The following is a 13,488-nucleotide window of genomic DNA, read 5'->3' as shown; positions in this document are numbered from 1 at the left end:
CAATGACGGACTCGCAACACCCTCAACTCACCGCGCTCGACACGGACCTTTTCTCGCCGTACCGGCTCGGTCCGCTCGAACTGCGCAACCGTATCGTGATGGCACCGCTTACGCGCAGCCGCGCCGGTGCCGGCGACGTGCCGGGCCCGATGAACGCCGAGTACTATGTGCAACGCGCGTCGGCCGGACTCATCATCAGCGAAGCGACCAACATCTCGCAGCAAGGCAAGGGCTATGCCTTCACGCCCGGCATTTACACCGAAGCGCAGATCGCCGGCTGGAAAGGGGTGACGGACGCGCTCCACGCCAAGGGCGGAAAGATCTTCTGCCAGCTCTGGCACGTCGGCCGTATCTCGCACACGTCGCTGCAGCCTGACGGTGCGCTGCCGGTCGCGCCTTCGGCGATTCAACCGGCGGGCAAGGCCTTCACGGAACACGGTTTCGAGCCGCACCCGACGCCGCGCGCGCTGGAGACCGCCGAGATCCCGGGCATCGTCGAGCAGTATCGTCATGCTGCCGAGTGCGCGAAGCGCGCCGGTTTCGATGGTGTGGAAATCCACGCGGCGAACGGCTATCTGCTCGATCAGTTCATGCGCGACAAGACGAACCACCGCACCGATCAATACGGCGGCAGCATCGAGAATCGCGTGCGGCTGACACTGGAAGTCACGCAAGCGGTCGTCGATGTATGGGGCGCCGATCGCGTCGGCATTCGCCTCTCGCCGGTCAGCCCGGCGAACGATTGCGGCGACAGCCATCCAGAGCCGGTATTCACGTACGCGGTTGAACAGCTCAACCGTTTCGGCCTCGTGTATCTGCACATCGTCGAAGGCGCAACGGGCGGTCCGCGTGAAGTCGAAAACGGCTTCGATCTGCAGAAGCTTCGTCAACGCTTCACTGGTACCTTCATGGCCAACAACGGTTACGACCTCGCGCTGGCGATCGAGGCGCGCAAGGAGAACCGGGCTGACCTGATCGCGTTCGGCAAACCGTTCATCGCCAATCCGGATCTGGTGGAGCGCCTCCAGCGCGGCGGCCCGTTCAACGACCTGGATCGCGCCACGCTTTACGGCGGCGACGCGCACGGCTATCTCGACTATCCGACGCTTGACGAATCGGCGGCATAACGCGCCGTAACGCCCCGCAACGCCCTCGCGTCGGATCGTTGCGCTGCGTCAGAAAGGGCTCCTGCGGGAGCCCTTTCTGTCTGGCGAGTGCAATATCAATCGCGTCGTGCGTCGTGCGAGTCGTCCGAGTCGTCCGAGAAGAATCACGACACATGGCCGCGTCTTCCTGATCTCACACCCAATGGCGGGGTCCAGTGAAACGACCCACACTTCGCCTCGTTTCACCACGTCCACTCCTCCTCATCGAAGTCGTTGCCGAAACTCCATAACTGCCGCTCCTCGTAGCTGTCCATGTCGCCCAGTTCAATCGGCGGCATTTCGCTCTGTTCACTCCCCACACAACCCAGTTCGTCTCGTTCATCCATATCCCACTCCGATGTCATTCCCCCGTCACTGCGCGGTTACGCCGCCCGCTGCCCTTGCCAACGCACCAGATCCGCACCTGCCGGGTTCTGGTACATGCGCAAGCCGAACTCGGGCAGGATCGCGAGCAGATGATCGAAGACATCGCCCTGCACGCGTTCGTACTCGGCCCACACCGTGGTGTTGGTGAAGCAATACAGTTCGACCGGGATGCCCGTGGCGGACGGCTCGAGCGAGCGCACCATGCACGTCATGCCCTCGTGAATGTTCGGATGCGCCTTCAGATACGCCAACGCATACGCGCGGAAGGTGCCGATGTTCGTCAGCCGCCGGGTGTTGGCCGGCACCGCCGCGGCAATCCCCAGCGCGCCCAGCGCCGCATTCGCATCGGCCAACGAACGCTGCTTATCCGTCAAATACGACCCAAGCAGATGCAGCCGCGACAGGCGCGCAATCTCAGCCTCATCGAGAAACCCGACGCTACCCGCATCGACACACAGCGTGCGCTTGATGCGGCGGCCGCCCGACTGCTGCATGCCGCGCCAATTGCGAAAGCTCTCGGCAATCAACCGCCAGGTCGGGATCGTGGTGATCGTCTTGTCCCAGTTCTGCACCTTCACGGTATGCAGGGCGATGTCGACCACATCGCCGTCGGCGCCCACTTGTGGCATTTCGATCCAGTCGCCCACGCGCAGCATGTCGTTCGACGTAAGTTGCACGCTGGCGACGAACGACATGATCGTGTCCTTGAACACCAGCAGCAGCACCGCCGACATCGCCCCCAGACCGGAGAGCAGCAGCCATGGCGAACGGTCGATGATCGTCGCCACGATCGCGATCGCCGCGACCACATACAGCGCGATCTTGCCTAACTGCACATATCCCTTGATCGAGCGCGTGCGCGCGTGCTCCGAGAGCGCGTAGACCGTTTGTGCGGCGTCGAGAATGCCTGCGATGGCCAGCGTGGCGTAGAGCAGCGTCATCGCAAGCGCGACGTTGCCGATGATCATGAGCGCCTTCGCCGGCAGATCCGGCACCCACGCGATGCCGAACTGAATCACGAGGTACGGCAAGATCCGCGCCGCGCGGTGAAAAACGCGATGTGCGAGCAAGGCGTCGTCCCAGCGATTCGCCGTACGCTGTACGACGATGCGCACCACGCGAACGATCAGGCACCGCGCCACCGCTTGCACCAACAGCGCCACCATGAGCAGTATCGCCAACGCCCCGGCCAACCGTGCCCATGGCGCGTTGTCGAACCATGCCATCATTGCTTCCCACGTCATCCTGCAACTCCTTGCCTGCTGATTGTCCCGAGCGTTGCGCCGCGCAGGTGAATACAAAAAAAGACGGCCAGACATCGGGCCGTCATTCGTTGACTTGCCGGGCGAATGTCAGTGACGCTCACCCGTCGACGACCGCGCAAGCCATCGTCTCGAATCAGGCGCCAGGTTACAGCGTCGCACCGAACGGAACACTCGCGATCACATGCGGCGCACCTGGCGGCGGCGGCACCGTGATCGTTCCGCCCCCGTTGCCACGCGACCTGCCTGAACTCAGATAGTCCGCGATGGAATCCTGCGTGACCTCGCCGAGGTACTGGTTGTCGTCGCCCAGCACCGGCAACGACGCCAGGTTGTGCTCATACATGCGCGAGAGCAGCACCCGGAGGTTGTCGCCCGCCACCGCCGACGCCTTGAATTCGCGCACCCGCTCACCGCACGCCCCGAGCGCATGACGCGTGTCGCGACGCGCAACGTAACCCAACGCGCGCGCATTCTCGTCAACGACAACCAACGAGCGCGTGTCGAGTTCGTCCATCATGCCGTAGGCCTCGGCCAGCGTTGTCTGCGGCTTGACGGTCGGCTGCGGCGTGGCCGCGTCTTCTGCGCGCACCAGCAACAGGCGCTTGAGAATTCGGTCATGTCCCACGAAGCTCGCCACGAACTCGTCGACCGGACGCGCCAGCAACGCATCGGGTTGCGCGCACTGCACCAGACGCCCCTGACGGAAGATCGCGATGCGGTCCGCCAGCTTGATCGCTTCGTCGATATCGTGGCTGACCATGATGACGGTCTTGCCTAGTTGACGCTGCATCTGCAGGAACTCGTTCTGAATCGATTCGCGGTTGATCGGATCGACCGCACCGAACGGTTCATCCATCAGCAACACAGGCGGATCGGCGGCCAGCGCGCGAATCACGCCGATACGCTGCTGCTGACCGCCCGACAACTCGCGCGGGTAACGCGACAAATAGCGCTTCGGATCGAGCGCCACCATCGCCATCAGCTCGGTTGCGCGGGCACGGCAACGTGTCTTGTCCCAGCCGAGCAAACGCGGCACGACGGTGATGTTCTCCTCGATGGTCATATTGGGGAACAGGCCGATCTGCTGGATCACATAGCCGATGTGGCGACGCAGTTCGATTTCGTTGATGTTGCCGGTGTCTTCGCCGTTGAGCAGAACGCGCCCGGACGTCGGCTTGATGAGCCGGTTGATCATCTTGAGCGTGGTCGTCTTGCCGCAGCCCGACGGGCCGAGGAAGACGCAGATCTCGCCCGGCGGCACGTCAAGGCTGACCGAATTCACGGCGGTCATGGGCGTGCCGTCCTTCTGGACGAAGTGCTTGGTGAGATTGTCGAGTGTAATCATACGGTTCGGATTCCTTTGGGTGTCAGCACGCGCTGCAGGCGGTGCAACAGGGTGTCGGCGACGATGGCGAGCAGGCTCACCATGACCGCACCCGCGACAAGCTGCCGGGTATCGCTCTGACTGATTCCCTGGGTGATCAACACCCCGAGACCGCCGGCCCCGACGATGGCGCCAATGGCCATCACGCCGATATTCATGACGACGGCCGTGCGCACGCCGCCCAGCACGACCGGCACGGCGAGCGGCAATTCAACCAGGCGCAGGCGCTGCCAGAAGGTCATGCCGATGCCGATGCCCGCTTCGCGAATGCTCGGGTCGATCTGCTGCAACGCGAGGCTCGTGTTGCGCATGATCGGTAGCAGCGAATACAGGAACACGGCGGCAACGGCCGGCGCTGGCCCGATCCCCATGCCATAGACCGACAGCACCGGAATCATCAGGCCGAACAGCGCGATCGAGGGAATGGTGAGCACGACGGTAGCCAGGCCAAGCACGGCGCCCGACAGCCAGCGAAAACGCGTGACCAGCACACCCAGAGGTACGCCAACCACAATGGCCGCCCCTACCGACGCGGCCACCAGCCACGCATGCTGACCGGTGAGAATCAGAATGCGGTGCCAGTTATAGGTGAGAAATTCAATCATGGGACTCCTCGGTCAGTCACTTTCAGGGCAAGCAACGGGCGATCGCCGTCACTGCACCAGTCCTTCCTGCTTGAGGAAGTCACTCGCCACACGCGAAACGGCACGATGATCGATGTCGACCATCGCATTCATGTCGCGCATGTTCTCGTTGTTGATCTTCGCGGACAGCGCGTTGAGTTCGTCGGCGAGGTTGGGATGGGCGTCGAGCACCGCCTGACGCACCACGGGCGTGGCCGCATACGCCGGGAAGAAACCCTTGTCGTCGGCCAGCACCTTCAGATCGAACCCCTTGTTGCGTCCGTCGCTCGTGTAGACGAGGCCGGCGTCGATCTGCGCGTTCTTGAGCGCCGTATAAACGAGGCCCGGATCCATCTGCTTGATGTTGCGTCGCGCGAGATGAAAGTCGTAGAGCTTCTCCATCGGTACAAGCCCGTCCGAGCGGCCGACAAACTCAAAATCGAAGGCGAACTGCATCTTCGGATTGGCTCGGAATCGGTCCACGAGTTGCGACACCGTCTCGATGCCCGCTTCGCGCGCGATATTACCCGGCATGGCAAACGCATACGTATTGTTGAGCGCCGACGGGTTGAGCCAGACGAGGCCGATCTTGTCGTCGAGTTCCTTCACGCGCGCATAGGTCTGCTGCGGATCGAGCTTCTCGGTGACCTTGTTGTAGACGATCAGTGAGGTACCGGTGTACTCCCAGACGATGTCGAGCTGATCGCTCTCCATGCCCTGACGCATGACGACACTGCCCAGACCATTCTTGAGTTCGACGTCGTACCCCAGGCTGCGCAGATATTGAGTCGTCATTTCCGAGAGGATCAACTGCTCGGTGAAGTTCTTGCCGCCGACCGTGAGGGTCTCGGCATGCGCGGTGCCGCTCGCGGCGCCCGCGACGATCACGCCAAGCGCCAGACAGGCCGCACCGAGGCGTTTTAACCAGCGCGGCGCCATGCCCTTGCGCGGACGAGAAAATGAAACTTGCATAAGTAGGGGTCTCCTTTGCCTTAGCGGGCAGGGGCGCCGTGGCGCGCGAACCAGAGGCCGCTGGCGAAGGCGACGATGCCGTCGAGCACGAGCGCAAGCACTGCGGTCCCGCCGGCGCCGAGCAGCAGCTTCGTCGGGTCGTTCAGATAGATGCCGGGGAAGATCAGCTGTCCCAGACTGTCCGCGCCGATCAGGAACGCGAGCGGCGCGGTGCCGACGTTGATCGCAAGCGCGGTGCGAATGCCGCCGACAATGACCGGCATAGCGTTGGGCAGATCGACGCGGAACAGCACTTGCGCGGGCGTCATGCCCATACCGCGCGCCGATTCCCGCAATGCGGGCGGCACCTGCCGCAGGCCCTCGTACGCATTTCTCACGATGGGAAGCAGCGATGCGAGCCAAAGCGCGAGAATGGCGGGCCGATCGCCGATACCCAGCACGGCCATCGACAACGCCAGCACAGCGAGCGACGGCAGCGTGTTGCCGATATTGAAGATCTGCACCGCGCGCTCGGCGTGCTTCTCGAACGTCGGGCGCGAGATCAGCATGCCGGCGGGCACGCCGACCACGATTGCCATCGTCATCGAGATCGCTACGAGTTTGAGGTGCTGCTGGGTGTAATAGACCAGGTCGCCCCGGTATTTGACGAGCGCATCGACGCCCAGCCAATACAGCAGACCGGTGACTGCGACGGCAACGCCGAGCAGTCCGAAGCCTGCCAAATAGAAAATGCGGTACTGCTTCGCCACGTTCATGCTCCCTTTGAATGGGTTGGCAGCGCTGGCGCAGGGCAATAGCAATCGCCCCGCGTGACAACGCGGTCAAACAAGCATGACAACTGTTAGCTGCCTTGCGAATTGTGAAGTGTTCGCTCCGAGGGTCTGTGGAAGACGACGGTGACGAACCAGGCGTCGCGAAATGCGACATGAGAGACAAGCTTTCGACGCCATGAGCGCCTGGGCCTCTCGGTGCACGCTTATTGAAAACGCGCGAATGTTCTACGGCACAAACTCATTGCGTGATGGAACGGAATGTCGGCGCAACGAGGAACACCGACAACCCTCTGACTTCTGCTTCTATGGGCCAATCGCGGCGATTGGCTTTTTTTATTCTAGTACAGATAGTGCGTCGCTGCCAAGCCGTCGCCCACCTTACGGGGGAAATCCCATGCACTACTGTGCAATATCCGCTCTAATCACGCACAATGCGTTGGATACCAAATCAATTGCACGCACTTCAATCCACCGCCATCACTGGCGTTGCGGGAATTCCCCCACGCGCGCTCCGAATTTCGTCGACGTCAAGTTCCGCACAGCGGATCAGTGTGCCACGCCGATTTATTTTCCGCGACGATGGCATCGCGCTTTCGCGCGCCCGAAAACGCTGCGCAGGCGGTCCAAAATCCGCGCCTCGGCGAGGGTCGAACGGGAATGCAACGCGCGCCATTCGAAACGGATGCCAACCCGAAGAAACTCGTGTATTCTCCGATGTTTATCTTAGTTTTCAACTATTTAGCGAAAAATCGGGGAAACGGGACGGTCACGTGAGGCAACGATCTTGCGGCCAGTCTCGAGCGCGATGGTTGAACGGCAAAAGGGCGATCGTGCGCGAAGCACGAGGTCGTTGATTGGCGAATAAGAACTATGAAAACTACCATCAGCCGTACCGAACCCGGCAATCGTGTCGCCGCAACCACTATCCTGGTCGCGTGCGCCGCACTCACGCTCGCCGGATTTTTCGCGCGCGCCATCCAGGGCGAGGTCAACCCTTTACTGACGTTCTTCCTCGTCTCGGCCGGCGGCATTCTTAACCTGTCGACCGCGTGTCTGCTCGGCGTGCAGTACCTCTACAACGGCAAGCGATATTTCGCGCAATTCGGATGCGCCTTCCTGCTGCGCGGACTCTTCATGTTTACCGAGGGGGTGTTGCTCGCGAACCAGCTCGCCGGCATTGCAACGCATGTCACGCACGCGCCCTTCTGGCTTTGGTTCATGGCCGAAGCGAGCTTCGCAGCGTACGTAATGCTGAGCGTGCACAGTTATACACGCACGCGCAGCGATCCGCACATCCGTCCAGGCTACAAGGAAGCCGCGTGGTATGGCGCCACCGTGCTCGTCATCTGGGCGACGGTGTCACTGGCGCTGATCGGCACCGGCCGCCCGCTCATCGTGGCGCCTCCGGTCGGTGGCATCAGCGTCGAGACGCTCGCCCTATACGGGCTTTTCGTCGCTTATGTCGCGCTGTGGTGGCGTGTCGCGACCGTCACGCGCCTGTCTCACAAGCTGTTTCTGCTCGTGTGGGTGGTCGTCACCATCTCGCTGTGCCAGTTGCTGCTTTCGCTCACAGCGCCCAACGACGCGTCTTATCAATGGTATGCCGCACGCCTGCTGGCGTTGGCTTCGCCCGGTGTGGCAACGCTCGCCCTGGTCTGGGAAATCACGCGCCAGTATCAGTCGCTCGCGCTCACGAACACGGACCTGGTCGAGAAGGTCTTCGTCGACCCACTCACGCACATCTACAATCGCCGCTACTTCGACAATCGCATCCGCCTCGTTGCCGACCGGGTTCAGCAACGTGCGATCCCCCTGTCGGTACTGCTGATCGACATTGACTTCTTCAAACAGGTCAACGACCGCTACGGGCATCCGTTCGGCGACATCGTGCTGCAACGTATCGCCAGCACGATCCAGCACTGCATTCGGCTGCCGAGCGATTTCGCGGTGCGCCTGGGCGGCGAGGAGTTTGCGGTGGTGTTGCCGGAAATCGATCAACAGGCCGCCCTGCGCGTGGCCGACCGTATTCGCGAATCGGTCAAGCGCGCGAGCACCGAGCTACTTCCCGAGAAGGCGCGCGACAGAGGCGAGGCCATCACGATCAGCGTGGGCATTGCAACGTGGCAACCCGGCGAGCCGCTCGTCATCAGCGCGATGCTCGAGCGTGCCGACAGGGCGCTCTATCAAGCCAAGCACAAGGGACGCGATCAAAGCGTGCTGGGGCAGTTGGCGGCCTGATGCCGCGCCCGACTCAACGAAGCAAACGGAACGGCGGCCCCTTGAGTTCGACGGTATTGCCATCTGGATCGTCGACGTAACACGACGGCCCTTCGCCGTGCGCCCCATAGCGCGGCACGACCTCACCGAGCGTCACCCCATGCGAGGCCAGTTCCCAACGGATGGCCACCGCGTCGAACGGTTCGACCCGCAGACAGAAGTGATCGAGATTGCGCCCCTCGGGGCCGGGTGCCGCCCCGCCCCGGCGGCCGATTTCGCCGGCGACGTCGACCAGATCGATCAACGCGTCGCCCGCGCGAAGTTGCACCAGCCCAATGTCGGCCTGCACCTTCTCCAGCGTGCAGCCCAGGACGTCGATATAGAAGTGCCGGAGCCGCTCGACGTCGGTGGTGCGCAGCACCACGTGATCGAGCGCAACGAACGGAATCCTCATCAGGCACTCAGCGCATAGCGCCGCCGCTTCTCGACCTTGGTCTCATGCGTCATCTCGTTGCGGCCATCCTCGAACACCGTCTCCAACCGCACCGTGAAGCCCCAGAGGCGCGCCACGTGCTTGAGCACCTCTTCGAAGCTATCGTCGAGCGGCTTGCGTTCGCTTTGCACATGGCGCAGCGTGAGCGATCGATCGCCATGCAGATCGACGTGCGAGACCTGGATGTTCGGCTCCAACTGGCTGAGGTTGTATTGCTGCGCGAGCATCTCGCGAATTTCACGATAGCCGGCGTCGTTATGAATGGCCGTCACGCGCAGGCGGCTGTCGCGGTCGTCGTCGAGCACGGAGAACAGCTTGAGATCGCGAATGACCTTGGGCGACAGGAACTGCTGGATGAAGCTCTCGTCCTTGAAGTTGCGCATGGCGAAGTCGAGCGTCGTCAACCAGTCGGTGCCGGCGATGTCCGGCGCCCATTGGCGATCTTCCTCGGTCGGCGCTTCGCACATGCGGCGAATGTCCTGAAACATCGCAAAGCCCAGCGCATACGGATTCAGACCGCTGTAGTACGGGCTATCGAAGGACGGCTGGTACACCACGTTCGTGTGCGCATGCAGGAACTCCATCATGAACGCGTCGTTGACGAGCTTCTCCTGGTAGAGCTGCTGCAGAATCGTGTAGTGCCAGAACGTTGCCCAGCCCTCGTTCATCACCTTGGTCTGACGCTGCGGATAGAAGTACTGCGCGAGCTTGCGCACGATGCGCACGATCTCGCGCTGCCAGGGGGCCAGCTTGGGGGCGTTCTTCTCGAAGAAGTACAGCAGGTTTTCCTGCGGCTCCCCCGGGAACGGTGCCTCTTCGGACTCGGTGGGATCGAGCCCGTCGTCCTCGTCGTCATCGTGCAGGGGGTGATGAGGCAACGTGCGCCACAGATCGTTGATCTGCATTTGCAGATAGTTCTCGCGCTCTTTCTGGCGCGCCTGTTCCTGCGCCAGCGACAGGCGTTTTGGTCGCTTGTAGCGGTCGACGCCATAGTTCATGAGCGCATGGCAGGAGTCGAGCAGCAGTTCGACCGATTGTTCGCCGTAGCGCTGCTCGCACTCGGTGATGTAGTTGCGCGCAAACAGCAGGTAATCGACGATGGCGTCGGCGCTCGTCCAGGTGCGGAACAGATAATTGCCCTTGAAGAACGAGTTATGACCGTAGCTGGCGTGCGCGATGGTCAGCGCCTGCATGGTCATGCTGTTCTCCTCCATCAGATACGCGATGCAGGGGTTCGAATTGATGACGATTTCATACGCCAACCCCATCTGTCCGCGCTTGTAGCCGCGCTCGGACGACAGGAAGTGCTTGCCGTACGACCAGTGGTGATAGCCGATGGGCAGCCCCACGGTCGCATAGGCGTCGAGCATTTGCTCGGCGGTGATGATCTCGATCTGGTTGGGATACGTGTCGAGTCTGAAGTTCGCCGCGATGCGCGCGATCTCATGCTCGTAGCGCTGAATCAGCTCGAACGTCCATTCCGATCCGGTGGATATATACGCCATGATGCGTCCTCGTTGCGGGGCCGACGCCGGGCGGTTTTCAGGCCGCCTTCTTCTTGAACAGGTCGTGCAGCACCGGATAGATCTCGGCCGCCTCCATGATGCGCTGCATCGCGAAATTCGGATGCCGCTGCTTGACCGACAAGTATTCGTTCCACAGGTTCTGCGGCTCGGCGCTGGCCACCTCCACGTACGCGAAGTACTGCACGGCAGGCATGATCGACTGCATCAGAATATCGCGGCAGATGGGCGAATCGCCGTCCCAGTTATCGCCGTCGGACACCTGCGCCCCGTAGATATTCCAATCGCTCGGCGAATAGCGATCCGCGATGATTTCCGTCATCAGCTTGAGTGCGCTGGAGACGACCGTCCCTCCGGACTCGCGGGCATAGAAGAAGTCGTCTTCGTTGACTTCCTTCGCCGTCGTGTGGTGCCGGATGAGCACCAGATCGATGCGCTCGTAGTTATGCCGCAGGAACAGATAGAGCAGCATGAAGAAGCGCTTGGCCAACTCCTTGCGGCTCTGGTCCATCGACCCGGAGACGTCCATCAGGCAGAACATGACAGCCTGCGCCTGCGGCCGAGGCTGCATGACCCGATTCGAATAACGCAGGTCAAGCTTCTCGATGTACGGAATGGCTTCGATGCGCGTGCGAAGGCGCGACATCTCCGGCAACATCGCCAGCGCGCGCGGCGACGTGTCGCCCTCACGCGAGACAATGTCCGCGTACGCGGCCTCGAGCTCGCGCAACTGCTTGCGGTACGGCGCCGTGAGCGCGATGCGGCGACCCAGCGAGCTGCGCATCGTACGAATGACGTTGAGGTTCGACGGCGTGCCGTCGACGGAATAGCCCGCGCGAACCTTGCGGAATTCCGGAATCTGCGCGAGCCGGCGTTTCGCGAGGTCCGGCAGGGCCATGTCCTCGAAGAAGAATTTCAGGAACTCCTCGCGCGAGAGGTTGAAGACGAAATCGTCCTCGCCCTCTCCCGAGTCGCTGGCGCGGCTGCCGCCGCCCCCCGCGCCCGACGGCGGACGCTCGAAATTGTCGCCCACCACGAACTCGCGATTGCCGGGATGAATCATCTCCCGCCGCCCGCCGGGTCCATGGTGGAACAACGGCTCCGAAATGTCCTTGACCGGGATCGAGACCTGTCCGCTGCCATCGATATCGGTAATCTTGCGCCCAGCCACCGCCTTCGCTACCGCGCGTCGAATCTGATCGCGATAGCGCTTGATGAAACGCTGTTGGTTGATGGCGCTTTTGTTCTTGCCGTTTTGCCGTCTGTCGATGATTGCTGACATAGTGGCCCCGATTGCTTACGAGGATTTGCGCACGCGCAGATACCATTCCACGAGCAGGCGGACCTGCTTCGGGGTATAGCCTTTTTCCACCATACGGTTGACGAAGTTGGCGTGTTTTTCCTGATCCTCCTTAGACGACTTCGCGTTGAACGAGATCACCGGCAGCAAGTCCTCGGTGGTCGAGAACATGCGCTTTTCGATGACCGCGCGCAGCTTCTCGTAACTCGTCCAGAGCGGATTCTTGCCCGCGTTGTTGGCACGCGCGCGCAGGACGAAGTTGACGATCTCGTTGCGGAAGTCTTTCGGATTCGTGATCCCGGCCGGCTTCTCGACCTTCTCCAGTTCGTCGTTGAGCGCGGTGCGATCGAGGATCTCGCCGGTGTTCGGATCGCGATATTCCTGATCCTGAATCCAGAGATCCGCAAAGTTCACATAGCGATCGAAAATGTTCTGACCGTACTCCGAATACGACTCCAGGTACGCCGTCTGAATCTCCTTGCCGATGAACTCCACGAACGGTGCCGTCAGATACTCCTTGATGTAGGCGAGATACCGCTTCTCGACTTCTCCCGGGTACTGTTCGCGCTCGATTTGCTGCTCAAGCACATACAGCATGTGCACCGGGTTGGCGGCCACTTCCGTGTTGTCGAAGTTGAAGACCTTGGAGAGCACCTTGAAGGCGAAGCGCGTGGACATCCCCGTCATCCCCTCGTCTACCCCGGCGTAGTCGCGATACTCCTGGTACGACTTGGCCTTCGGGTCGATGTCCTTGAGGTTCTCACCGTCGTAGACTCGGACCTTGGAGAAGATGTTGGAGTTTTCGGGCTCTTTCAGACGCGTGAGCACCGCGAACTGGGCGAGCATCTTGAGCACATTCGGCGCGCGTGGCGCGTTGGAGAGCGAGCTGTTCTTGACGAGCTTCTCGTAGATCTTCACCTCGTCGGTCACCCGCAGGCAGTAAGGCACCTTCACGATGTAGATCCGGTCGAGGAAAGCCTCATTGTTGCGGTTGCCCTTGAAGCTTTGCCACTCGGCCTCGTTCGAGTGCGCCAGCACGATACCGTCGAACGGAATCGCACCGAAACCTTCCGTGCCCTTGTAGTTGCCCTCCTGCGTGGCGGTCAGCAGCGGGTGGAGCACCTTGATCGGCGCCTTGAACATTTCCACGAACTCGAGCAGGCCGCGGTTGGCCAGGCACAAGCCCCCCGAATACGAGTAGGCATCCGGGTCGTCCTGCGGAAATTCCTCGAGCTTGCGGATGTCGACCTTGCCGACCAGCGACGAAATGTCCTGGTTGTTTTCATCGCCCGGTTCGGTCTTGGCAATGGCGATCTGTTGCAGCACCGACCAGGGCAATCGCACGAAAAATTGTTTACACACAATGGGTTATGAATGGGGGTTGTAAACGGGTGCGAAGAAGCGTT

At 61.6% G+C, this 13,488-nt stretch carries 12 protein-coding genes and 1 pseudogene; 2 read left to right on the top strand and 11 right to left on the bottom strand.

Annotated elements, in window-relative coordinates:
- The first annotated feature begins 2 nt into the window (after positions 1–2).
- Positions 3–1,127: an alkene reductase gene (locus tag PCE31106_RS23270; protein ID WP_150564825.1), complete on the top strand. Its 1,125-nt coding sequence runs from the start codon at positions 3–5 to the stop codon at positions 1,125–1,127.
- Between the two features lie 48 nt (positions 1,128–1,175).
- Here the strand turns inward: PCE31106_RS23270 and PCE31106_RS23265 are convergent, their stop codons facing one another.
- The 7 genes from PCE31106_RS23265 to PCE31106_RS23240 all read right to left on the bottom strand — a co-directional run bounded on the left by PCE31106_RS23265 (position 1,176) and on the right by PCE31106_RS23240 (position 6,531).
- Entirely contained in the window at positions 1,176–1,337 is a 162-nt protein-coding gene (locus PCE31106_RS23265; RefSeq protein ID WP_254441301.1) for a type II toxin-antitoxin system PemK/MazF family toxin, read from the bottom strand.
- 11 nt (positions 1,338–1,348) lie between these two features.
- Positions 1,349–1,492 carry a hypothetical protein gene (locus PCE31106_RS24125; protein WP_174975411.1) on the bottom strand — a complete coding sequence of 48 codons (144 nt, stop codon included), beginning with the start codon at positions 1,490–1,492 and terminating at the stop codon, positions 1,349–1,351.
- A 36-nt stretch (positions 1,493–1,528) separates the two neighbouring features.
- Entirely contained in the window at positions 1,529–2,776 is a 1,248-nt protein-coding gene (locus PCE31106_RS23260) for a mechanosensitive ion channel family protein (RefSeq protein ID WP_017232886.1), read from the bottom strand.
- A 166-nt stretch (positions 2,777–2,942) separates the two neighbouring features.
- Positions 2,943–4,142, bottom strand: coding sequence for an osmoprotectant ABC transporter ATP-binding protein OsmV (locus tag PCE31106_RS23255; protein WP_150564823.1), 1,200 nt, complete (start codon positions 4,140–4,142; stop codon positions 2,943–2,945).
- Positions 4,139–4,786 (bottom strand): ABC transporter permease, encoded by a 648-nt coding sequence (locus PCE31106_RS23250; protein ID WP_017232884.1) that lies wholly within the window; start codon positions 4,784–4,786, stop codon positions 4,139–4,141. The genes PCE31106_RS23255 and PCE31106_RS23250 overlap by 4 nt, the downstream gene beginning before the upstream one ends.
- Before the next feature lie 48 nt (positions 4,787–4,834).
- Positions 4,835–5,743 (bottom strand): glycine betaine ABC transporter substrate-binding protein, encoded by a 909-nt coding sequence (locus tag PCE31106_RS23245; RefSeq protein WP_150564838.1) that lies wholly within the window; start codon positions 5,741–5,743, stop codon positions 4,835–4,837.
- A 53-nt stretch (positions 5,744–5,796) separates the two neighbouring features.
- Positions 5,797–6,531, bottom strand: coding sequence for an ABC transporter permease (locus PCE31106_RS23240; RefSeq protein WP_017232882.1), 735 nt, complete (start codon positions 6,529–6,531; stop codon positions 5,797–5,799).
- 888 nt (positions 6,532–7,419) lie between these two features.
- Between PCE31106_RS23240 and PCE31106_RS23235 the strand changes: the two genes are divergently transcribed.
- Positions 7,420–8,787, top strand: a complete 1,368-nt coding sequence (locus tag PCE31106_RS23235) for a GGDEF domain-containing protein (RefSeq protein WP_150564822.1) — start codon at positions 7,420–7,422, stop codon at positions 8,785–8,787.
- Positions 8,788–8,800: 13 nt separating this feature from the next.
- Here PCE31106_RS23235 and PCE31106_RS23230 read toward each other — a convergent pair whose 3' ends face one another.
- From PCE31106_RS23230 to PCE31106_RS23215, 4 genes and pseudogenes are all read right to left on the bottom strand, one after another.
- Entirely contained in the window at positions 8,801–9,220 is a 420-nt protein-coding gene (locus tag PCE31106_RS23230) for a VOC family protein (protein ID WP_150564821.1), read from the bottom strand.
- A complete protein-coding gene (locus PCE31106_RS23225) occupies positions 9,220–10,764 on the bottom strand; it encodes a SpoVR family protein (RefSeq protein WP_017232879.1) in 1,545 nt (514 codons plus the stop codon). The genes PCE31106_RS23230 and PCE31106_RS23225 overlap by 1 nt, the downstream gene beginning before the upstream one ends.
- Positions 10,765–10,801: 37 nt before the next feature.
- Positions 10,802–12,064 carry a YeaH/YhbH family protein gene (locus PCE31106_RS23220; protein WP_150564820.1) on the bottom strand — a complete coding sequence of 421 codons (1,263 nt, stop codon included), beginning with the start codon at positions 12,062–12,064 and terminating at the stop codon, positions 10,802–10,804.
- Between the two features lie 15 nt (positions 12,065–12,079).
- A pseudogene (locus PCE31106_RS23215) lies at positions 12,080–13,426 on the bottom strand (PrkA family serine protein kinase); the annotation flags it as partial.
- Positions 13,427–13,488: the final 62 nt, after the last annotated feature.

Origin of the sequence: Pandoraea cepalis (genome assembly GCF_902459665.1) — a bacterium.
Classification (GTDB): domain Bacteria; phylum Pseudomonadota; class Gammaproteobacteria; order Burkholderiales; family Burkholderiaceae; genus Pandoraea; species Pandoraea cepalis.
Note: the sequence above shows the minus strand (reverse complement) of the source record. Positions and strands in the feature narration are given on the sequence as shown.